Genomic DNA, 22,678 nt, shown 5'->3' with positions numbered 1-22,678 from the left:
ACACGTCATGGAAATCGTCGTTCGCGCCGCAGTGATCTACCTGTTCCTGTGGATGATCACCCGACTGGTCGGCCGGAGCACCATCGGCGAGTTAAGCACCTTCCAGCTGATCTTGTTCATCACGATGGGCGACATGGTGCAGCAGGCCGTCACCCAGCAGGACTACTCGGTGACGGCCGGGGTGCTCGCGATTTCCGTCTTCGCCGTCCTGACCATGGGGCTGTCCTGGGCGAACACCAAGTGGCCGAGCATTCGGAGTTTCACCCATGGGGTACCGGTGGTGATCGTGCAGGACGGCGAACCGCTGAAGGGCGTGATGCGCCGGGAGAAGATGTCCATCGACGACCTCAAGGCGGCGGCCCGCCAGCAGGGGTTCGAGACGGTCAGGGACATCCGGTTGGCAGTGCTGGAGGCCAATGGCCAGGTCTCGTTCTTCTCCCGGCGGAGCAGCGATGGCGAGGAGGGTGCCGAGCAGAAGCCTGCCGTGGGCTGACGGCAAATCTACCGGGGGACCGGGAGTGGATCTGCTCTTGCGGCAGCGCCCGGACGGTGGTGAAGTGGAAGCCGGTTCAGAGTCGAGCCGGCGTTCTCCTCGTAGTTCCAAGGACGTATTCCGAGGTCGCAGAATGACTCGTCTGCCGCAACTCCGCACCGAACACGCACGCCTCGTCGAGGCTCCGGTCGAATCGGCTAACCGAAACTGTCGTGGGCTCACATGGTACGCCGATAACCGGCCTGCCCAGATGAATTGCAGCCGAGCCTGAGAAACCTCAAATATGTGGAGGTAGGGGAATTCGTCACAGGTAGCCAGGGAACGGATTGAATTACTCCCAGACGTTGTCCGCATTCGTTCGCACACTGGGTTTCCGCAGCTCAGTTGACCCCGCCACCCAATCCATGCCGGACTCGCCGTCACCGACGTCCATTCGCGAAATGTCTCTGCCGCCTGCCTGCTGCCGCATTCACCACTGGTGGCCGATCGCGAACACTCTCGAACACGAAAGTCAGTCCTCGCTTTCGCCGCGCAACCGACCCGCCTTCGAAGGCCAGCAGGCTATTGCCAACCACGAACGCATGTGTCAATGTCCAGCTGCGTTGTCCGCGTCAAGCTTCATGATAAATCTGCGTCATGCACAAGGAGTGCGAATGATGAACCGAACTTCAGTTCAAGGGACCAGTCTGTGGTCTGCGGTCGGGAACCTGATTCTTGTGTCGGGTGGCGCCTGATGCGAACCCGAAGTGCGCGTCTGGGTGGCGTCCTTGCTGCCCTCACGCTGGTGATCTCGTTGGTGTCCGTTCCGGCCGATGCTGGGAGTGCCCACGGCACTTCGAGGCAGGCCACCAGTGCCTCCGACGGCCAGGGCGTCAGAGCCGTCGACCTGAGCGTCGACGCCCTACTTGGGGATCAGCTGGGTATCGGAGACACCAGGCCTGATCTCGCCTGGCGGATGACAGCGGCTGACGTCAAGGGCAATCCGTGCTTCGAGGACACCGCAACTGGGACGTGTGCGCTGGATCGACAAACCGCGTACCAGGTCGAAGCTGCGACCTCGCCGAAGCGACTCAAGGCCGGCAAGCTCCTTTGGGACACGGGAAAGGTCAGGTCCAGCCAACAGAGCGTCATCTTCGGCCCGGAGCTCCGGTCACGCGACTCCGTCTACTGGCGGGTCCGCGTCTGGGACGCCAACGGCCGATCCTCCCGGTGGAGCGCGACTTCCACGTTCACGGTCGGACTCCTTGAGGCGTCCGACTGGTCCGGGGAGTGGATCGAGGACCCGGACTACACCTATCAGACGAATGGGGTGCCGAACCCGCTTCCGGTGTTCGCGACTCAGTTCAACCTCAAACGACCGATCGCCTCGGCAAGGCTGTACGCGACGGGTCTGGGCCAGTACGCGGCGACCCTGAACGGTTCACCGATCGGTGACGCGGTCCTGGAACCGGGCCAGACCTCCTACTGGGAAGAGGTCAACTACCGCACCTACGACGTCACAAACCTGTTGACCCGCGGCAAGAACGTGTTCGGCATGGAGGTCGGTAGCGGCGCGTTGCAGCAAGCCGACACCACGTCGATCGGGCGGTACATGTTCCAGCCCGAGAACAACGAGGTGTTGGGGACCCCGAAGGTGCGCGCGCAGCTGGAGGTGACCTTCGCCAACGGGAGCGTGCGAACGATCGCCACCGACGGGACCTGGAAGGCGAGGTCCGGGCCAACGGTCTTCTCGTCCTGGTGGGCCGGTGAAGACTACGACGCACGGATCATGCAGAGCGGCTGGACCGGCACCGCGAAGAGTCTGGCAGGCAAGAACTGGCACAGTGCCCGCATCGCGGCACTGAGTGCCGACACCATCCCACGGGACACGACACCTCTGGTCGCTGATCCCCGGCCGCCGGTGACGGTGGCTGAAGAGGCCGCGCCGGTGTCCATCACCGAGCAGCAGCCGAACGCTGCCAACACCACAGTCGTCGCGGCTGCCGCAGCGGGGGACCGTAACGTGAAAATCGCCTCGGCCACCGGGATCTACACCGGCGACGCGATCGACCTGAACGGCCGGAAGTACACGGTGACCGATGTCGGAATCTCCGCCAAGACAGCGACCACGCTGACCGCGGCCACCAACGTCCGGGACACCAGCATCAGCGTGGCAAACGTCGGAGCCAACTGCTATGCCGGCGCCGCCTGCGAAGGCACCGCAAACTTCGTCATCGGCCAGAAAGTCGTGGTCGGCACCGGAAGCAACGCCGAGACGGCGACGGTCACGGGGGTGACTCGCGAAGGCACCGCGAACAACTCCCCTGGGACGGTCACCATCAAGCCGGCGCTGAAAGCCGCCCACAGCCAGGACGACACGGTCCGCGGCGCAGGAACCGGCATCTCTCTCAGCCCGGCACTGAAGTCCGCGGTGCCCCAGGGGACCGCGATCACCACCACGCCACGGCCCGCGTATGTGTTGGACTTCGGTCGCAACCTCGTCGGCCTGCTGAAGGTCACCGGCAAGGCACCGGCCGGAACTACGGTCACCCTGCTGGGATCGGAACAGCCCACTCCACCGACGAACTATGACACTGTCGGGTCGTCGGGCATCTATCACTACACATTCGCCGGCAAGGGCAAGGAGACCTGGCACACCCAGTTCACCTACAACGGGCAGCGGTATCTGGTGGTCCGCGGCATGCCGAGCAAGCCGACACCTAAAATGATCACGCTGTTGGTGACCCACGCCTCGAACCAGGAAACCTCGACCTTCCAGACTTGCGACGGAATGTTGAATTCCATCTACGACATCACCAAGCGAGCTTTGCAAGGAAACATGCAGTCCGTGCTCACAGACTGCCCGAACCGGGAGAAGGGACCCTACACCGGCGACAACCTGCACAACATCGACGCCGAGCTGACGATGTATGACATGCGCGCCTACCAAGGGCAGCTCGTGGCGAACATGCGCACATCGCAACGACCGACGCCGGTCAGCGAGGGATACGGCGGAAAGTACGCCGGCAAGTACGAGGGCATGATCGCCAACATCGCTCCGGAGTACCACGCCGTGCCCGACCAGATCTACAACGGCCGGTGGTTCCTCGACGAACCCAACTGGGGCGGTGCAGTAATCCGCATCCCCTGGGCGCTGTATGAGAAGTACGGTGACACCTCCGCAATGGAGGCCAACTATGACGCGATGGTCAAATGGCTCGAATACGTCGGCAGGAGCAAGCAGACCAACCCAAGCGGTGAGATCAACGGATTGGGCGACTGGTCGGCGGCGCAAGCAACCACTCCGGCAGAGGCGATCATCGATATCGGCTATTACGAGGGCGCGCGAGTGCTCGCAAAGATCGCCGACAAACTCGGAAAGACCGCCGACGCCAAGAAGTACAACGCGTTGACTGCAGACCTCAAGAAGGAGTACAACGAAGACTATCTACATGTTGACGCCGCCACCGGCAGGGTCTGGTATGCCAATGACACAGAGGCATCGAATGCCGTAGCGCTCGACTCCGGATTGGTTCCCGACGAATACCGCGACGCGGTGTTCAACTCCCTGGTGGGAGCAGTGGAGGCTTTTGACTATCGGCTCAGCCACGGTTCGGTGGCCGGTGGGGCGGTGTTCCGGGCGTTGCATGCCGGCGGACGTGATGACCTTCTTTATCGGATGGTCGTCAACCCGGAGGCGCCGAGCTACGCCTTCCAGGTGAACAGAGGCCAGACCACCCTTGCCGAAAACCTGAGCGGAGGCGGATCGCAGAACCATCACTTCCTCGGTGAAGTCGCCTCATGGCTGGTGCACGACCTCGCAGGCATTGATCAGCAGGCCGGTTCCACGGGCTATCAGAAGCTCCGTATTCACCCCGCAGCCGGCCAAGGTATCGACACGATCCCCTGCGTCAATGCCACCTACACCACACCGCAAGGTGTGGCGTCGAACAGCGTTGTCCGCAACGCTGACAGCACAGTAATGACGGTGACCGTCCCGGCCAACACCACTGCGGAAGTGTGGGTTCCCAAGGCGAATGGCGACCACGTGGAGCAGCCGAGGCGGGCCACCTTCCTGCGCGAGCAGGATGGTTACGCGGTCTACACCGTGGGCTCCGGCAGGTTTGTCTTCTCCACTGCCAAGGACACCGAGCCTCCGGTCGATACCGTCAAACCGCTGACCACATTGGTCGCGCCGACCACTGCTGGGCCGTTCCAAGCCTTGAACGTACAGGTGGATGCGACTGATGATGTCGGTCTGCAGCGGGTGGTGGCGAACATCTACCAGGACGGCAAGCTCGTCAAGTCAACGCAGACTGCCGGCAACGGCGCTACAGCAGTCAGCCACAAGGCAACGGTCACGCTGCCCGAAGGTACCTACCAGGTGCGCTACAACGCACAGGACACGGCCGGGAACATCTCGATCACCCGGGACTACACCTTCTCCATCGACACGACAGCACCCACCGTCACCGTCAAGGCAGGAGCGAACGAAACCGTTGGTACCGACGGCAACTACTCGCAGGTCAGTTTCAAGCTGTACGACGCCGGCCAGATCGACAAGGTCACCATCAACGGAGTCGTCAAGGATCTCACCAACAATGCCTGGTCCGACGTCAACTTCGTCAAACCCGGAGTGTTCGGCGCTGTTCTCGGCGAAAACACCCTCGTGGCGTACGACGTTGCAGGCAACACGCAGGAGATCACCTTCAGGGTGGTCGCATCCTGACCGGCGCGGGAGCAACTGACCGGGGGCGCGGCATCACGCCGCGCCCCTGGCGATGTTGCTAGAAGTTGCTACCGTGACCGGCATGGTGACGGTGCTGCTCGTCGAGGACGACGAGGCGATCAGTCGCAGCTTGACCCAGAGTCTGAACGACCTTGAGTACACGGTGCTCGCGTCGAAGGAGGGCCTGCCGGCGATCGAGATGGTCCTTCACCGTGACGTCGATCTGATGCTGCTCGATCTGGGACTGCCCGACATCGAAGGCTCAACCCTGTTGTCGGTGGTTCGGTCGCTGACGGCAGTCCCGGTGATCGTGGTCACGGCCCAGGTCAGTCAGGATGAAGCCGTCCGGCTGCTCAATCTCGGTGCCGATGACTACGTCACCAAGCCGTTCAGCGTCAGCCAGCTCGACGCCCGGATCCGGGCGGTGCTGCGTCGAAGCTCTCCGGCGGAAGTGCCGAGCGTGACCGTCGGCGCACTCCATATTGACCCCGACCGTCGCCGGGTCACCCTCGACGGCGAAGTCGTTGACCTCCGAAACTTGGAATATCAGCTGCTGCTGCTTCTGGCGATGAACCACGGCCATGTCATGTCCGCGGCCGACCTGACCCAGCGGCTCTGGGGGGAATCCACCGCCGACGCGCTCAGCCGACTCGACACCCAGCTGTCCTCGTTGCGGGCGAAGCTGGGCGAGAGCGCACGGCATCCTCGCTATCTGCAGCGGGTCCGCGGAGTAGGCATTCGTCTCGTCGCGCCGACGAGTTGATGCATGCGCCGGAGACTGCTGATGTTGACGGCGTTCACCAGCACCCTGGTGCTGGTGGTTCTCGGCTTCGCGGCACTGCCCCTGGTCCATACTCGGGTGACTGGGCAGCTTGACCAGAACCTTCGCCAACAGATTCTCGCCATTGCCGACTACATACTCAGCGGCGATCGAACCGACCAACAAGTGGCTGCCTTTACGGAGTCAGTGGATACAGTCACGGGAACCCGGATCGGTGTCAAGACGCCTTTCCACACTTACGTAGGCAGCGATGCCGCCGCCGTTCGGGCGCGATGGCCCGGGACCTATTCGGTCCAGCAACCACGGTCGCCGTTGGACCGGCTCTCCCCTCGGTTCTACGTCGACCAGAACGGCGACCGGATCGCCTCTCAGGGTGTTTTCACGGGAACCTCGTCGTGGATCGTCGAAGGCACGATCACCAGAGACCTGATCCGCCAACAGGAAAGACAGCGATGGCTTCTCATCGCAGGCTCAGGCGCCGGCGCTCTCGTGGTCTCACTGGGGGCTGCTCTCTTGTTGGCCAGGCGCATCACGCGACCGATCGACTCCGTCCTGCATGCTGCGGAGTCGCTCGGACGAGGCGACCTGAACACTCCGGTACCGGTCAAAGGACCCCCAGAGATCGTCAACCTGGGAGTTGCCCTTACGCAACTATCCGGCCGTATTGAACGCCTGCTGGCCCGTGAACGCGAGCGTGCTGCTGACGTGTCTCATCAACTCCGAACGCCGTTGACAGTCCTGTCGCTGGAAACCGAACGACTTGAGGCTGTGCTGACGGAGCGGCCGGAGCAGCTTCGCCGGGTGCAGCAGGCGATTCTCGCCCTTGAACAGGGGCTCGACAACGTCATCAACGAATCCAGGCATCGCCGCGAAGACGGTCTTGCCGAACGGTCTGATGCCGTAGAGGTCCTTCGCGAGCAGTTCCGCTTCTGGTCCGCGGCAGCCAAGGCTCAAGACAGGCAGGTACAACTCGACGGCGGTTCCGCACCGCTATTCGTAGCGCTGTCGACCAAGCATCTCGGCACCGCTATTGACGCGGTTGTCAGCAACATCTACCGGCACACCCCGCCCGGTGTCGGCTACTCCGCCACCGTGCGGCAGGTCGACAACACCATCGTCATCCGGGTGCGAAATGCAGATCCGGGAGCGCCTCACCGTATGCGGCCACCCGCAGCCGGCTCGACCGGGATCGGACTGAGCATCGCCCGATCTGCTCTGGAGGCCAGCGGCGGATCGTTGACCGCCGGGCACGATGGTGCTGATTGGCTGGTGACGATGACTCTCAAGTCTTACGACGGTCCGCTGACGAAGGTGGACCCTGCGTCTGAATAAGGTTCGGACCACACTCCATGGCCTCGCCACTCCCGCCAGCACGGCGGACGTGGGCCCCAAGCCAATCTCAGATACCTCAGATTTGTTGAACTATTGCAGTGTCATCTGGGTTAACGTTTGTCCGCGAAGGATGGGCGCCTGTCAATCGAAAGGCGGCAGCTTTCACTTTCCTCCAGCTATTGACGAACGCGTTCTTTATGGAGTTCAGTATCACAGATCAAAGCTTTACTATCGAGTCAAACGCGGTCGAGCGTTCGGCCTTCCGGCTTCATCTCAAGGGGATGATACGTGATCAAACGGCGGGCAGGGCTCGGCCCGGGCATGCCACAGCTGAATTCGGTCCTGTCGCAGCTCCGGTGCGGGGAGGAGGTGTTCATGGACGGGTCGCCCCAGTCATTGCAACTCGCTCATCTCATGACGGAGTGCCCTGACCTGAGAGTATCTACCTCCGGCATCGACCTGGCCATCTTCCTGTCGCAGCACACCACACACTCCACGGTCCTGTTCGGGGGCGAGATAGATCGCCCCTCCCGATCCATTATCCCAGGTGACACCCTTCTGGATCGTCGTACTTTTCGGATCGGATTCTTCGGCGGCACTTCCTATACGGCGGTGTCGGGTTTGATGGAGCGCGAGCCGGCCATTGCTCATAGCAAACGGCGATTCGTTGGTCAGTGCGAACGGCGCTTCGCCCTGGTGCGGGCCAATCAGTTCGATCGTTTCGGGCCTTACGTATTTCTGCCGTCCCAAGCTATTCACCGGCTAATTGTCCTACCAGTCGGCAAGCAGATCCAGTTCCAAATGAATCATTGACGGATCGAATGTTCTGCAGGAATGTGCCTGCATTCCTGAGAAGTCCTCGGTCGATCGGGCGGCCGTGTGCGTTCCGGCGAGAGACGTCGGGCGTCATGAACGAACCATCGGAGGTTGGCTGTGCGAGAACACGTTCGAGCAAGGCGACGCGGCGAACGCGTCGGGCGAAGATTGACGGGACGCGCGCCGACCGGTCGTGCATTCGGCAAAGCTGTTGCCGGCGTCGCCGCAGGGGTCCTCGTGGTCTCGCTCGCGGCAGCGCCGGCGTCCGCTGCCGGCAGCGGCAGTTCGTCGGCTTCGGACGGAGCAGATTCTTCGTCCGCGCTCCCAACCTGGCCGTCGAATGCCGATTGGGAGCAGTACGTACCCGGGCCGTCGAGCGACGACGTGCACCCGACTGCGATCACCAGGTCGCACGGGAGCGTGAAGAATGCGCAGGCGCTGACGAAGGAGAACGGCACGACCACCATGACCGTGGAGCCCGGTGGGCCACCCGCGGTCGTCGTGCTCGACTACGGACAGGAGGTCGGCGGCACGCCGTACCTCGAGGTCAGGGCGGCGTCCGGATCACCGCAGGTGCGGATCTCGACGAGCGAAGCCCTGCCGTTCCTCAACTCGAACCAGACCACGACGCTGTCGGCCGCGGCGGCGAAACGGCAGAAGAACGTCAAGGTCACTAGCACGGCGCCGTTCTACCCGGGGACCTCCATCACCATCGGCAGCGGCGGGACCGCAGAGACTGCGAAGGTCACCGACGTGGGCACGTCCGCCGCGCGGGAGACGGCGACGGTGCTGTCGGCGGACGCGGGTGACGGCAACGTGAAGGTTGCCGATGTCAGTGGGTATGCCGTCGGTGGTCCGCTCACGATCGGATCGGGCGCAGCGGCGATAAAGGCGACAATCTCCAAGGTGGGGACGTCAGCCGGCGCGCCGACGACGCTCGTTTACCCGGCGGAGGCCGGATCGACGAATGTCAAGGTCGCGGACACGACCGGCTTCGGCGTGGGAGACCAAGCTGTCACTGGCTCGGGGGATGACGCAGTCGTTCGTACCGTGGGCGAGGTCGGAACGGCGGCTTCGACGGGCCAATTGCTCGCCGCGGCGGTCGCCGGTGACGACAACCTCAAGGTTTCCAGGGTGGACGGACTGACCGTCGGTGCCGAGATCGATGTCGATCCGGGGCCGGCCCAAGAGCACGTCACGGTGACCGACGTCGGCACTGCCGGCGTCAGCACCAGCGTGGCAGCCGCCAACACAACCTCTGGGATCGCGGTGCCCAGCCTGGCCGGTGCCAACTGGATCTGGAACGCGGCGGGAGCGGCGAGCAACACCACCGCAGGCACGATCTACGTGCGGAAGACGTTCGATGTCTCGGACCCTGCAGCGCTGTCGTCCGCGGTGCTGCGCATCAATGCGGACGACAGTCACACGACCTACGTCAACGGCACCGAGGTGGCGACCTCCGCGGGTATCGACAACGCGTGGCGGACGTCGCAGATCGTCGACATCAAGCCGTTGCTGGTCCCTGGTATGAACGTCATCGCCACCGCCGTGACCAATGCCGGTAGCGGGGGCGGTCTGCTCGTCTCTGCGGACATCGGTTCGGAGCACCTCGTCAGCGACGGGACGTGGAAGGCGTTGGCCGGCACGCCGGCGAGCCCGCCCTCGGGCTGGGCCGAGGCAGGCTTCGACGACACGTCGTGGACAGCAGCAATCGTGACCGGCGCGTACGGGATCAGCCCGTGGAACAGCAGCATCGCGGAGCCGCCCGGGCCGACGACCCTTCGGGTGGCAAGCAACGCCGGGTTCGAACCCGGGGACCAGATCTCCATCGGTTCCGGCGATGAATCGGAGACGCGTGCGGTCACCTCGGTCACCGGCACGGGTGGGAGCCAGGTACTGACGGTCGACTCTCCGCTGAGCGTCGTCCACGCGGTCGGATCGCCTGTGCTCAACACCAGCAAGCCCGGCACCGGCGTCGGCATCGCGCCGGTGCTCGCTGCCGCCCACGGCGTCGGTACGACGGTGGCCTCTCCCGGGACCGGTATCACGTTCACCACGGCACTCGATGCGACGATCGACGCGGGAACGGCGATTCAAAGCCTTGGCAGCGGTATCACCTTCACACCGGCTCTGGCATCCCCGGTACCGGCCGGGACGCCGGTCAACAGCGCGGGAACCGGAGTGTCGTTCAAGCCGGCGCTGAAGAACGCGCACGACCCCGGCGAAACAGTCACGGGCCTGGGCACCTATGTCAACGACAACGGAGGTCAGATCAACCTCACGATCGACGAGCCGCGCACCTACACCGGCGCGCTGCGAGGCGGCTTCCGGTTCGAGGCGATCGAACTACGCACTCCCGGAACGATAAAGATCCGAACGGCAGGCCTGAACTTCAAGGCCTACCGGGCAACGCCCGAGCAGTACCAGGGCTGGTTCCTCTCGAGCGATGACCAGCTGAACCGCATGTGGTACGCCGGTGCGTACACGGCTCAGATGGACATGGTCCCACCGGGTGTGGAGCAGTGCTTCGACAAGCCGGTCATCTTCGACGGTGCCAAGCGTGACCGGGCGATCTGGTCGGGGGACCTGATGATCAGCGACCCCGTCGCCATGCTGTCGCTCGGTTCGAACGCCTCACCGTATGTGACAGGCTCGATCGACGCATTCATGGACCTGCAGGCGCCGAACGGACGCCTCACCAGTGCGGTGGGCTTCCGTGGCTGTGGAGGATTCGACTACGCGATGACGTACTCGGCCTACTCGGCCATGATCGCGGTGCAGTACTACCGCTACACGGGCGACACCGCCTACATCGAGTCGGTTCTGCCCAACCTGGAGGCCGCGCTCACGTACCACGCGACGCGACTGGACGAGAACGGCCTGGTCGTCACGAACGACAACGACTACTGGCAGACCCGTCAGAACGGCGAGGTAACGGAGTACAACCTCGTCTACCTTGAGTTCCTGCAGGACATGGCGTGGCTCCAGACCCACGTCGGTAACCCGGACAAGGCAGTCGACTACAACGCACGCGCTGCCGCTCTCAAGGAAGCGATCAACGCACACCTGTTCAATGCGCAGGAGGGCCTGTATCAACACACCGACAGCCGGCCTGACGTGTTCCCGCTCGATGCGAACATGAACGCCGTTCGACTCGGTGTTGCTCCGGCCGACCAGGTTCAGCACATCTTGGACTACTTCCAGAACGCGTGGCTCGAGCACGGGAGCGAGATCTCGCAGCCGGGTCCGAGTATGGCGGATCCGTACGGGCACACCATCGAACCACTGAATAACACGTGGGAGATGCTTGCCCGACTCCGCAGCAATGATGCGGCCGGCGCCCTCGAACTGATGCGCCGGATGTGGGGCCTGCAGGTCAATCCGGACTCCGGCTACTACACCGGGACCTTCTGGGAGTTCGTGCTGGAGAACGGCCTTCCCAGCCGAGGATTCGACAGCCTCGCTCACGCCTGGGGCGCGGGTCCGACCCAGGTGCTGACCGAAGCAGTCGTCGGGGCGACTGCGATCGATCCGGGATACGCCAAATGGGAGGTGAAGCCTCAGCCCACGGATCTCGAATGGGCACAGGGACAGGTACCCACCGCGCATGGTGCGCTCCAGGTCAGGTGGGCACAGGACGAGAAGGCTCGTGCGGGCTCGTCCGATGGGACGTTCCACCTGCAGGTCACGGCGCCCGAAGGCACGTCCGGTGAAGTGTGGGTACCGCTGTCGTCCGCGAATGGATCCGTGAGCAAGGCGCTCACGCCCGGCAGCCAGTGGATCAGACGCGACGGCAGCTACGACGTGTACAACGTCGGCAGCGGAACATTTGAGTTCAGCTCGTTCCCGGTCGACTATGAGCCGCGTGGGCCCGAGGTCACTGTCAAGGATGGCGCACAGTACACGGTGGGATCGGACGGGCTGTATTCGAAGGTGTCGTTCAAGCTGCACGATCCGTCAAAGGTGGATCGCCTGACCCTGAACGGGGTCGAGAAGGACCTGACCGACAACACGTGGTCCGATCTCAACTTCGTCGCTCCGGGCAAGTTCGGTGCGGTAGAGGGTAAGAACACGCTGAAGGTGTACGACGTTCTTGGCAACTCGACGACAGTCGAGTTCTCACTCGATGCGACCGGTCCCCAGGTCACTGTCAAGGATGGTGCGCAGTACACGGTGGGTTCGGACGGCGTCTACTCGAAGGTGTCGTTCAAGTTGCATGATCCGTCGAAGGTGGATCGCCTGACGCTCAACGGGGTTGAGAAGGATCTGACCGACAACACGTGGTCAGATCTCAACTACGTCGCGCCGGGCGAGTTCGGTGCGACGACAGGCGAGAACACCCTCGTGGTGAATGATCTGCTCGGCAACACCACCACTGTGGTGTTCACCCTGAGCTGATCACGACACTCGGCAGAGCCGGAACAGTGGGGCCCGCATCCCGGACGGGAGGCGGGCCTCACTGGCGCGCCGGGTCTGCTGGCCAGCAGCGGATCGATGGTTGGTCCGTCTTGAAACCCCTTGGGGGGCGGGACATTGCCGTCAGTCAGGTGGCGACCCGCTCGGCGGGGAACAACCGGGCGAAGTCCTCACGCACCAGTCCGAAAACATCCAGGTTGAAGCAGGGCTCGTCGCCGATCACATCGGCCGAGTGCGGCAGGCCTGCGGGTATCCAGACCACGGCCGGACCGTGGACATCGCGAGTGTCGTCGCCGAGGGTGAACCGCATCGATCCCTGAAGAACGAAGGCGAGTTGGTCGTAGGGATGGCTGTGCGGCGCCGGCCAGGCCGGATGGTCCGGCTGAAACCAGTGCATACCGACGGTCACGTTGTCGCCGGGGATGGCCGCCATGCGGTAGGTGTCGCCGATCTGGGTGACCGGCAGATCCGCAAGCTGGAAGACTTGCGGCGTCTCACGGTCAGTCGCCGGACGGTTCTCGGCCGACATCACAGGTCCCGCACGCTGGCGACGAAGGTGCTGACGATTTCGTGATCGATCGGGCCGTTGATGTCCCAGCCGCGGGCGAAGGTGCCGATGGTGGTGCCGTCGCAGGCCTTGACCAGATCCAGCGACTGGTCGCTCATACCGCTGGCGATGACCACGGGCACGTCCGGTACCGCGGCCTTGACCGTCTCGATGTCCGACACCTGCGGCGGGGTGTCCGAGTCGGGGCCTGTCACCAGCAGGACGTCGGCCATCTGCCGGTAGGCGGTGTCGCGTGCGATCACCTCGAGCGGGCGGATGGTGAGCGGTCCGCCGTGCTTGCAGTCGACGTCGGCGAAGATCCGAACATTTTCCGCGCCCAGGTATTTGCGGTAGCGGAGCAACTCACTGGCACAGCCCTGGATGATGCCTTGATCGGCGACCAGCGCGTCCCCCAGAACGTTGATGCGCACGTATTGTGCTTCCACCGCAGCGGCAATCGCCATCGCCGCGCTCCAGGAGTTCCGCATGACGTTGATCCCGATGGGAAGGTCGACGGCACGCTTCACGGCCGCGGCGACGATCGAGAACGCCGCGATGGTCTCGTCTGCGGCGGTGTCCCGCGGGAAAGGATTGTCGCCGACGTTCTCCAGGGTGAGCCCGCGAACCCCGGCCGCCTCGAAGGCACGGGCCTCCTCGACGGCACGATCGGCGATCTCGAAGACGGACATCGTCGACCGTGGAGCGCCGAGCAGGGGAGGCAGCAGCATGCCGCCGAGAACGGGACGGTCGACGCCGAACAGGGACGACAGGGTAAAGGTACGGGGCATCGTGTTCTCCATCGTTGGGTTGGATGACGGGTTCGGCGACCGACCGAATTAGCTCGGTACGGCCGATGTATTGGTTTGCTCTGCAAGAACCGCTTGGACCTGCGCGATGGTCCCTTCGACGTGCCGCTCCGCTGCGCGTCGGGCCCGTGTCGCGTTGCGGTCCTTGATGGCCGTCACGATTGCCCGGTGATCGCGCACCGATGCCGCCGGCCGACCGGGCATCGCCATGCTGGTGCGATGGATGTTGGCAGAGTTGGCGTCCAGATCGCCCAACAGCTGCGCAACGATGCGTACGCCGCCCGCATTCGCGATGGCCACATGCAGCTCCTTGTCCAGGGTCACCAGCCGCACGGGATCGGCATCGGATGCCACTGCCGCGGCGAATGCCTGTTCCCGCTCGACGATCACTTCGATCGGGCCTTCGTCCGCCGCCGCAGCCTCTTCCGCCGCGAGCCCGTCCAGCGCGCGGCGGAGCTTCAGCAGGTTGACCACTTCGTCGCGATTGAGGTCCAGCCAGACGCGGAACGGCCCGCGCATCAGGTCCGGCAGGGTGGCATTGACGCTGCTCCCGCGACCGTGCTCCACCTTCACCAGGCCGATTGCCTGTAGCCGGACGATGGCTTCCCTGACGACCACCCGGCTCACGCCGAACATGATCTGGAGCTCGCGCTCGGAGGGCAGCGGATCGGCGGGCTTGTAGGTGCCCTGCTCGATCCACTTCAGGATTTCATCGCGGACCCACTCCGGCGCGCTCTCGCGCGGACGTTGCGAGCGATCCGGAAGCTCTGCTGGATGTTCTGTCACGCTGACTCCAACTGGTATGACGTGTTACGACTACCGTAGAACACTCGGGCGCCGAGGGCAAGAGTCGGCGATGTCACCAGCGGCGTTCGGGCGACGCGGTGTGAGATGTGAAGGGGGACACCCCTTGTCGCAGGGCGGGCTCGGGTGTCAGTGTGGGGCTCGGATTCCTGAGTGGGCGGCTACTCTCGGCCCGACCGACATGACACATTGACGAACAGGAGTGGCATCATGGATCTGGGACTGCGTGGGCGGACTGCTTTGGTATGCGCCTCGACCGGTGGCCTCGGTCGGGCAACCGCCGAGGCTCTGGCGGCCGAGGGCGCGCGGGTGGTGATCAGCGGGCGGCGGGCGGAGATGGCCGAGCAGCTCGCGGCGAGTCTGCCCGACGCGGTCGCGGCGCCGTGCGATGTCACGACGCCGGGTGCCGCCGGCGAACTGGTGGAGTCCGCTCGTGCGGCACTGGGCGCGGAGCTCGACATCGCCGTCCTCAATGGTCCCGGGCCAAGGCCCGCCACCGCGACCGAGATCGATGCGGATGACCTGCGCGCCGCGATGGAGTCCCTTTTGGTGTTCCAGCAGTCGTTGGTGGCGCAGGTCCTGCCCGGGATGCGTGAGCGGCGTTGGGGCCGCATCCTCTCCGTCGGGTCCAGCGGCGTGTTGGAACCCATTGGGGGGCTGGTGTTGTCCAATGTGGGCCGGTCGGCTCTCGCTGCGTATGTGAAGTCGTTGGCGAGCGAGGTTGCGGCCGACGGCGTGACCGTGAACATGTTGCTGCCGGGGCGGATCGACACCGATCGGGTGCAGAGCCTGGATGCGGCGCGCGCCGAACGCGAGGGGCGTGCGCCGGCGGAGGTGGCGGCCGCGGCCGCCACCTTGATTCCGGCCGGCCGGTACGGCACACCGGCCGAATTCGGTGCGGTGGCGGCCTTCCTGTGCTCCGAGTCGGCGGCGTACGTCACCGGGTCTGCGGTGCGCTGTGACGGCGGAATGCTGCATCACCTCTGACCGGGCCCTGTCGTTACGGCGCCGGTAAGCGGAAGTTTCACCGAGGGTCTTGACACAGTGAAGAAGTTCACTGACACTGAACCGCATCGTTCTGAAGCCCGACGAGGGAGGTGCCGGTGGACCACGTAGACCTGGACGCCGCCGGCCCGCCGATGGCCGCCGGGCAACTGATGGAGCAGATCGGCTCCCGGCTACGCGCCATCCGCGAACAGCAGGGCCGCACGATCAAGGAATTGGCTGAGCTGTCCGATGTCTCCGTCGGGCACATCAGCATGTTGGAGCGTGGCAAGGGCAACCCCTCGTTCAACACGCTCGTCCAGATCGCCCATGCGCTGGACGTTCCGTTCGCTCGGTTGTTGTACACCACGGACGGGACTTCGCCTGTCGTACGGGCAGGCGCTCGCCGGGACCTGGACCCGCACAACGGTTCTTCCGGGGCGATGCATCAATTGCTGACGCCGTCCCTGAAGCATGCGTTGGAGGTGGTCTGGGTGGAGGAACCACCCGGATACAACTCGGAAGCGACGCCCTTTCAGCACGCCGGCGAAGAATTCGGACTGATTCTCGAAGGCCAGCACACGGTCTGGCTCGACGGGGTTCCCTACGAACTGGAACCCGGCGACTCCATCACGTACGCCAGCACCACTCCGCACTGGTATTCCAATCGCGGTGACACCACCGTGAAGGCAATCTGGGTGATCACGCCACCCACGTTCTAGTGGACCACCCGCCGTCCGGCTCCAGCAGCCTGGCGGCACGCACCACCCATATCGACACCACTCGCGAGATCGTCGGCATCCTGTCGTCGATCGATGGACAGTATCCCCTCGAGCTTTGGAGTCCGACATGCCTGCGAACAACAAGCACCCGCTCATCATCTCTCGCCGCCGGCTGTTCACCGGCGGCGCCGCCGTGGCGGCCGGCGCCGCGTTCGGCGTCCCTTTGCTCGCCGGCTGCGGCGCGGACGAAACGCCTGCCGGCGCAACCGGTTCGGCCGCCGCGAGCGGCTCGGGTGCGAAGAGCAAGGTCGACTACCAGATCGCCTGGGTCGGCGACAACGGCGCTCTCGGCGACGTGGTCGCGCTCCAGAAAGGGCTGGTACGCCGAAGCCGGGCTGGATCTCACCTTCCGGCCGGGCGGCCCCAGCATCGACCCGATCACCACCACTGCCTCCGGCGCGGTGACGTTCGCGCAGACATCCTCCAGCCCGGCTGTCATGCTCGGCCGCTCGCAGGGGGTGCCGATCAAGGCATTCGCCAGCGGGCTGCAGTCATGGCCATGGGCGATGCTCTCACTGCCCAAGAATCCGGTGCAAAGGCCGGAAGATCTCATCGGAAAGACGGTCGGCACGCAGTCGACGGGTCAGGTCCTGGTGCAGGCAGTGCTGGAGAAGAACAACATCGATCCGTCGCAGGTCAATGTCCAGGTGGTGGGCAGCGATGTGACCCCGCTGGTGACCGGTCGGATCGACGTGTTCACGGGTTGGACGACCAATTTGCAGTCCTATGCGCCGCTCGGGGACGACTACCTGACCATGACGATCGGCGAATCCGGTATCGCGTCGTACGCGAACCTGTACATCGCGACAGACGACACCATCGAACATCGCGCCAGTGATCTTCAGGCGTTTGTCGCTGCGACCGCGAAGGGTTGGGATTACGCCAGGCAGAACCCGGACGAGGCCGTGGACCTGCTGATGAAGCAATTCAGTGGACTGGACAAGGACGCCCAGGTTGCGGCCGGCAAGAAACTGATGACGTACATGTTCAATGATGACACCGCGAAAGACGGCTGGGGAATCATGAGCACGGAAAGCTGGCAGTCCCAGCTCGATCTGTGGGCACAGATGAAGCAGTTCAAGGGGGCAACGCCGAAGGTCGACGAAGTGATGACCTTGGATATTCTGACGGCGACCGCAGGGGAGCGTCCGAAGGCGGGCAAGGCATGACCGCGCCGGCGACGATGACGGAGCCGGGCACCATCGGCCTGCGGGACGTCGGCGTGTCCTTCCACACCGACAGGGGCGTCGTCACCGCATTGGACGGGGTGACAGCATCGCTACCGGCGAGTGGCTTCACCTCCCTGCTCGGACCGTCGGGATGCGGGAAGTCGACGCTGCTGCGGGTCATCGCCGACCTGTTGGATCCGAGCACCGGCGGCGTCGACGTTCTCGGCGCGACCCCGCACCAGCGGCGGTTGGGACGGGACATCGGATTCGTCTTCCAGGATGCCGCGCTGTTGCCCTGGCGCACTGCCGTCGAGAACGTCCGGCTGCCGCTGGAGGTCGGGGGCGGGGTGCCACAGGGTAGGCAGGCAAACTCGCCGGAGGACCTGCTCGCGTTGGTGGGGCTGGCCGGCCGCGAACATGCCTATCCGCACGAACTTTCCGGCGGCATGCGCCAGCGGGTGGCGATCGCGCGGGCGCTGATCTGCCAGCCAAGGGTGCTGCTGATGGACGAGCCGTTCGGCGCGTTGGACGAGATCACCCGCGACCGGCTCAACGTCGAGTTGCTGCGGATCTGGCAGGAGACGGGCACGACGGTGGTGTTCGTCACCCACTCGATTCCGGAGGCGGTGTTCCTGTCCCAGCAGGTGGTGGTGATGTCGGCACACCCGGGACGGATCCGCGAGATCGTGGATATCGACCTGCCCTACCCGCGGGGGTCCGAAACCCGCGATCTACCACAGTTTTCCGCCCTGGCCAGCCGGCTGCGGCATCTGTTGGAGCAGTCATGACGAGCGCAACCGCGGAACTCTCGCATCGATCGCCGACGTCGACGCCGCCACGGCGGCGGAACATCCTGCGCAAGGCGGTGCCACCGGTGGCCGCGATCGTCGGGCTGGTGGCGCTGTGGTGGGTGATCGTCGCGGTGTTCTCGATCCCGAAGTACATCGTTCCCTCGCCGCTGGACGTACTGGGTTCCTTCCAGGACGACTACTCGACGTTGCTGGCCAACCTCTGGCCGACGGTGCTGGAAGCGGTATTCGGGTTCCTGGCCGGCAATATCGTCGCCATCGCCCTGGCCGTGATCTTCGTGCATTGGAAGACGGCTGAGCGCGCATTCTTCCCGGTTGCGGTGTTCATTCGGACGGTCCCGATCGTGGCGATCGCTCCCATTCTGGTGGTGATCCTGGGGTACGGATACTCTCCGAAGATCATTATCGCCGCACTCATCTCATTCTTTCCGACACTGGTCAACATGGTGCGCGGGCTGCAGGCCGTCGACAAGCAATCGCTGGAGCTGCTCCGGGTGCTGTCGGCAAGTCGTCGTGAGGTGTTCTTCAAGGTGCGCATCTTCGCATCGTTGCCGTACCTCTTCTCGGCACTGAAGATTGCGGCGACCTCCTCGGTGATCGGCGCCATCGTCGCGGAATGGGTCGGATCACAGCAGGGTCTCGGCTACCTGATCATTCAGGCGACCTACAACTTCCAGGTACCGCTGCTGTGGGCAACCATGATCGTCGCGTCAATCTTCGCGACCTTGTTCTTCGCCGTCATCGGAATTATCGAAAAGCTTGTTGTGACCTGGGACGCCAAGGAGGCCGCGTGAATGCCATCACTGACGCAGACGACGTCGTGGACGAGAACACCGAGGCGGTCGCTGCCGTCACGGCGGTGACGCTGCCGTCCCGCGACGTCCCGGTGGTGGCGGAGTCGGAGGTCATCGTCGTAGGTGGCGGGCCGGCCGGGGTGAGCGCGGCCGTCGCAGCCGCCCGGTCCGGCGCCTCGGTCACCTTGCTGGAGCGCTATTCCTCGCTCGGCGGGCTGGCTTCCGGCGGCATGGTGCTGGTGCTGGACGACATGTGCAACGGCAGCGAGATCACCGTGACCGGCATCGTTGCGGAGTACGTGGAGCGGCTGGAGAAGTACGGTCTGGCGGTGAGCCCGCCCGAGTCGGAGCGGTTCTCCTCTCCGGAGATGTGGGCGAAGTGGGGCAGGTGGGGGACGTTCGACTTCCAGTCGCACGTCACCCCCAAGCCCATCTGCTACGCCGTTTCCTTCGACCCGGACGGCTGGAAGCGGGTGTCCAACGACCTCGTCCAGGACAGCGGGGTGAACCTTCGCCTGCACAGCTGGTTCTCCCAACCCATCGTCACCGATGGCCGGATGACCGGCGTGGTGGTGGAAACCAAGTCCGGGCCGCAGGCGATCCGCGGTGAGGTGGTCATCGACACGACGGGCGATATCGACGTCGCGTCGCGTTCGGGTGCGGAGTTCGTCCACGACAAGTACCTGGTGACTCTGGTTTTCCGGCTGGCGGGAGTGGACACCGACGCCGCCGAGGCCTACGAGCAGGCCAACCCCCGGGAGACCCGGGCGATCAACCGGAAGATCAAGCGGCTGCTCGGCGGGGCGTGGGAACTGTGGTGGCTCAAGACGCCGTCCCCCGGCGTGGTGTGGTGCAACTGCCCGCACCTGACCGGATTCGACGGCGCCGACCCGGTCTCGCTGACGATGGCCGAATTCGAGGCGCGGGAACGGATCGCGTCCGCCTTGGAGTTGATCCGGCAGGATCTGCCGGGATTCGAGAACTGCTACCTGCTGGATGTCGCGCAGCAGATCGGGGTCCGGCAGACCCGGTTGCTGCAGGGAGAATATGTCGTCACCAAGGAGGACATCACCACCCGGCGGCACTTCGCGGATTCGGTGGCGCGGGGCCGGGACTACTACACGCCGTACCGGGCATTGCTGCCGCGCGGTGTCGACCAGTTGCTGGTGGCCGGCCGACACTATTCGGCCTCGCCGCAGGCGCAGCGGATGTCCCGGGAGATCCCGCCCTGTATGGCCATGGGGCAGGCGGCAGGCATCGCCGGCGCCCTGGCGGTGAGCTCCGGGGACCTGGTGCGCGACGTCCCGGCATCGCTGGTCCAGGCCGGGATGCGCGAGCAGGGGGCCGACCCAGGGGATGTCCCGTCGGCCAACGCGACGATCGATGAGGAATTGGAGTTGGGTTCATGACCGAGCAGGTGCAGCCGCTGGACGGTGTCGTGGTGCTGGACTTCACCCAGGTGATGCTGGGGCCGTGCGCCACGCAGGTGCTGGGAGACTTCGGCGCCGACGTGATCAAGATCGAGAAGCCGGGAAGCGGTGACCTGTCACGCACCTCGTTCCGGGCGGACGGCGGGGAACATGATCCGATCTTCTGGTCGCTGAACCGCAACAAGCGATCCGTGGTGCTGAACACCCGCGACGAGCAGGGCAAGCAGGCCGTGCTGGCACTGGCCCGCAAGGCCGACGTGGTGGTGTCGAACTTCCGGCCCGGGGTGATGGAGCGGATGGGATTCGGCTACGAGGCGCTGGCAAAGGAGAACCCGCGGCTGATCTGGGCGCAGGGCACCGGGTTCGGCGACAGCGGGCCGTACCGGCACAAGGGCGGCCAGGACATTCTCGCTCAGGCCTATTCGGGAGTGATGTACCGCAGGCCCGACCCGGACGACGAATTCAAGATCTATGCCACCACCATGGGCGACTTCTCTGCCGGAATGCATCTGGTCCAGGGCATCCTGCTGGCACTGCTGGCCAGGGAGCGCTCCGGTCGCGGGCAGAAGGTCGACGTATCGCTGTACGACTCGATGCTTTCGGCGCAGATGCAGGAGGCCTGCATGCAGCTGAACCGAGGCTTCGAGGTGAACTGGGGAGCGATGCCGCTGTCCGGTGTGTTCCCGACGACCGACGGCGCGTTGGTGATGGTCGGTGCGTTCAAGGAGAATCCCTTGCGCGACATCAGTATTGCGCTCGAACTGACCGAGGATCTCTCGGAGCGACCGGATCTGGCGACGCTTGAGTTGCAGATCGCGGCGAAGCCGGAGTTGCAGCAGATCTTCCGCGAGCGGTTCGCTACCAACACCACCGAATACTGGATGGCGCGGCTGGAAGGGCAGGACCTTTTGTCGGCGCCGGTGCAGCAATTGGCCGAGGCGCTCGCCGACGAGCAGACAGCGGTCAACGGCATGATTGTCGAGATCGGTTCCGATCCGCAGGGTCGGCCGATGCGGGCCGTCGCCTCGCCGGTGCACCTGTCCGCCACCCCGGCCCGGGTGCGGCACCGGCCGCCGCGGCTGGGTGAGCACACCGATGAGGTGCTCGCCGAACTGCTCGGTGAGGGTGACGCTGACGGCGGCGCCGGCCCGGCCGGTGGCCGGGAACAGGTGGCCGACGCGGCGGCGCGGGTATGACGACAACCACCCCGACCGGCGTCCGGTACGTGCTGGACGGTCACGTCGCGCGCATCACGCTGGACCGACCGGCCGTGTTGAACGCCCTGGACTCGGCGGCCGAGGCGGCGCTGACGGACATCTGGCAGCAGATCGAGGGCGACCCGCAGGTGCACGTCGCCGTGCTCACCGGCGCCGGCGACCGATCGTTCTGCACCGGCGCGGACATGTCTGCGGCGGCCGTTGACCGCACCGGCCTGGAGTACTGGGCCGCCAGAAGCCCGGACGGTTTCGGTGGGCTCAGCATGCGAGAGTCGTTGCCTGTCCCGGTGATCGCCCGGGTCAACGGGTACGCCCTGGGCGGCGGGATGGAGATGGTGCTCGGCGCCGACATCGTGATCGCCGCCGACCACGCGCAGTTCGGGCTCACCGAACCGCGGGTGGGCCGGTTGCCGCTCGACGGTGGGATCGCCCAGCTGGTCCGACGGGTACCGCACACCCAGGCAATGGGCTTGCTGCTCACCGGCCGCCGGGTGCCGGCCGCGGAGATGTACCGGATGGGTCTGGTCAACGAGGTGGTGCCGGCCGCCGAGTTGGATGCGGCGGTGGATCGCTGGGTCGCCGACGTGCTTGCCTGTGCGCCCACGTCGATCCGGGCCATCAAGCACATGGTCGCGACCACCAGCCACCTGACTGCCCGGCAGGCGCAGTCGCAGCGGTCGGTGGAGCTGATGGCCGCATTGGACAGCGCGGATTCCGTTGAGGGACTGCTGGCATTCCAGCAGAAGCGTGCTCCGCAATGGACCGGCCGGTGAACGCGACAATCCAGCCG

At 64.8% G+C, this 22,678-nt stretch carries 18 protein-coding genes; 14 read left to right on the top strand and 4 right to left on the bottom strand.

Annotated elements, in window-relative coordinates:
- Positions 1–7: 7 nt before the first annotated feature.
- The 5 genes from K340_RS0112295 (at position 8) to K340_RS0112275 (ending at position 8,127) form a co-directional block, all read left to right on the top strand.
- A complete protein-coding gene (locus K340_RS0112295; RefSeq protein WP_029136927.1) occupies positions 8–493 on the top strand; it encodes a DUF421 domain-containing protein in 486 nt (161 codons plus the stop codon).
- Between the two features lie 478 nt (positions 494–971).
- Positions 972–5,201: a family 78 glycoside hydrolase catalytic domain gene (locus K340_RS0112290; RefSeq protein ID WP_154674229.1), complete on the top strand. Its 4,230-nt coding sequence runs from the start codon at positions 972–974 to the stop codon at positions 5,199–5,201.
- Between the two features lie 82 nt (positions 5,202–5,283).
- The gene (locus K340_RS0112285; protein ID WP_029136925.1) at positions 5,284–5,964 is read left to right on the top strand and encodes a response regulator transcription factor; all 681 of its coding nucleotides are present in this window, start codon (positions 5,284–5,286) and stop codon (positions 5,962–5,964) included.
- Positions 5,965–5,985: 21 nt separating this feature from the next.
- Entirely contained in the window at positions 5,986–7,314 is a 1,329-nt protein-coding gene (locus tag K340_RS0112280) for a sensor histidine kinase (RefSeq protein ID WP_161632100.1), read from the top strand.
- Between the two features lie 321 nt (positions 7,315–7,635).
- Positions 7,636–8,127: a DeoR/GlpR family DNA-binding transcription regulator gene (locus K340_RS0112275; protein WP_029136923.1), complete on the top strand. Its 492-nt coding sequence runs from the start codon at positions 7,636–7,638 to the stop codon at positions 8,125–8,127.
- A gap of 512 nt (positions 8,128–8,639) precedes the next feature.
- On the opposite strand, the gene K340_RS36645 is transcribed toward K340_RS0112275, so the two are convergent.
- A complete protein-coding gene (locus tag K340_RS36645) occupies positions 8,640–8,810 on the bottom strand; it encodes a hypothetical protein (protein ID WP_211229400.1) in 171 nt (56 codons plus the stop codon).
- A gap of 520 nt (positions 8,811–9,330) precedes the next feature.
- Between K340_RS36645 and K340_RS0112270 the strand changes: the two genes are divergently transcribed.
- Positions 9,331–12,528, top strand: a complete 3,198-nt coding sequence (locus tag K340_RS0112270) for an alpha-L-rhamnosidase-related protein (RefSeq protein WP_161632098.1) — start codon at positions 9,331–9,333, stop codon at positions 12,526–12,528.
- Positions 12,529–12,673: 145 nt separating this feature from the next.
- Here the strand turns inward: K340_RS0112270 and K340_RS34295 are convergent, their stop codons facing one another.
- Genes K340_RS34295 through K340_RS29630 form a run of 3 tightly spaced genes read right to left on the bottom strand, consistent with a single transcriptional unit; the run spans position 12,674 to position 14,685 of the window.
- Complete coding sequence (locus K340_RS34295) at positions 12,674–13,075, bottom strand: cupin domain-containing protein (protein ID WP_051266057.1); 402 nt, start codon at positions 13,073–13,075, stop codon at positions 12,674–12,676.
- Positions 13,075–13,881: a BtpA/SgcQ family protein gene (locus tag K340_RS0112260; protein WP_161632097.1), complete on the bottom strand. Its 807-nt coding sequence runs from the start codon at positions 13,879–13,881 to the stop codon at positions 13,075–13,077. The genes K340_RS34295 and K340_RS0112260 overlap by 1 nt, the downstream gene beginning before the upstream one ends.
- Positions 13,882–13,929: 48 nt before the next feature.
- Entirely contained in the window at positions 13,930–14,685 is a 756-nt protein-coding gene (locus K340_RS29630) for a FadR/GntR family transcriptional regulator (RefSeq protein WP_051266051.1), read from the bottom strand.
- Positions 14,686–14,913: 228 nt separating this feature from the next.
- Here K340_RS29630 and K340_RS0112250 point away from each other — a divergent pair, with 228 nt between their 5' ends.
- The 8 genes from K340_RS0112250 to K340_RS0112215 all read left to right on the top strand — a co-directional run bounded on the left by K340_RS0112250 (position 14,914) and on the right by K340_RS0112215 (position 22,661).
- Positions 14,914–15,690, top strand: coding sequence for an SDR family oxidoreductase (locus tag K340_RS0112250; protein WP_029136920.1), 777 nt, complete (start codon positions 14,914–14,916; stop codon positions 15,688–15,690).
- Between the two features lie 116 nt (positions 15,691–15,806).
- Positions 15,807–16,409 carry a helix-turn-helix domain-containing protein gene (locus K340_RS0112245; RefSeq protein ID WP_211229399.1) on the top strand — a complete coding sequence of 201 codons (603 nt, stop codon included), beginning with the start codon at positions 15,807–15,809 and terminating at the stop codon, positions 16,407–16,409.
- Positions 16,409–17,638 (top strand): ABC transporter substrate-binding protein, encoded by a 1,230-nt coding sequence (locus K340_RS35145; RefSeq protein WP_154674226.1) that lies wholly within the window; start codon positions 16,409–16,411, stop codon positions 17,636–17,638. Before K340_RS0112245 ends, K340_RS35145 begins: the two co-directional genes overlap by 1 nt.
- A complete protein-coding gene (locus K340_RS0112235) occupies positions 17,635–18,426 on the top strand; it encodes an ABC transporter ATP-binding protein (RefSeq protein WP_029136918.1) in 792 nt (263 codons plus the stop codon). The genes K340_RS35145 and K340_RS0112235 overlap by 4 nt, the downstream gene beginning before the upstream one ends.
- The gene (locus tag K340_RS0112230; RefSeq protein WP_029136917.1) at positions 18,423–19,241 is read left to right on the top strand and encodes an ABC transporter permease; all 819 of its coding nucleotides are present in this window, start codon (positions 18,423–18,425) and stop codon (positions 19,239–19,241) included. Before K340_RS0112235 ends, K340_RS0112230 begins: the two co-directional genes overlap by 4 nt.
- Positions 19,242–19,333: 92 nt before the next feature.
- A complete protein-coding gene (locus K340_RS0112225) occupies positions 19,334–20,650 on the top strand; it encodes an FAD-dependent oxidoreductase (RefSeq protein WP_084614389.1) in 1,317 nt (438 codons plus the stop codon).
- The gene (locus K340_RS29620; protein WP_084614335.1) at positions 20,647–21,867 is read left to right on the top strand and encodes a CaiB/BaiF CoA transferase family protein; all 1,221 of its coding nucleotides are present in this window, start codon (positions 20,647–20,649) and stop codon (positions 21,865–21,867) included. Before K340_RS0112225 ends, K340_RS29620 begins: the two co-directional genes overlap by 4 nt.
- Entirely contained in the window at positions 21,864–22,661 is a 798-nt protein-coding gene (locus tag K340_RS0112215) for an enoyl-CoA hydratase-related protein (RefSeq protein ID WP_029136915.1), read from the top strand. The genes K340_RS29620 and K340_RS0112215 overlap by 4 nt, the downstream gene beginning before the upstream one ends.
- The last annotated feature ends 17 nt before the right edge of the window (positions 22,662–22,678 follow it).

The organism is Nakamurella lactea DSM 19367, assembly GCF_000426645.1.
In the GTDB taxonomy this organism is placed as follows: Bacteria; Actinomycetota; Actinomycetes; order Mycobacteriales; family Nakamurellaceae; genus Nakamurella; species Nakamurella lactea.
Note: the sequence above shows the minus strand (reverse complement) of the source record. Positions and strands in the feature narration are given on the sequence as shown.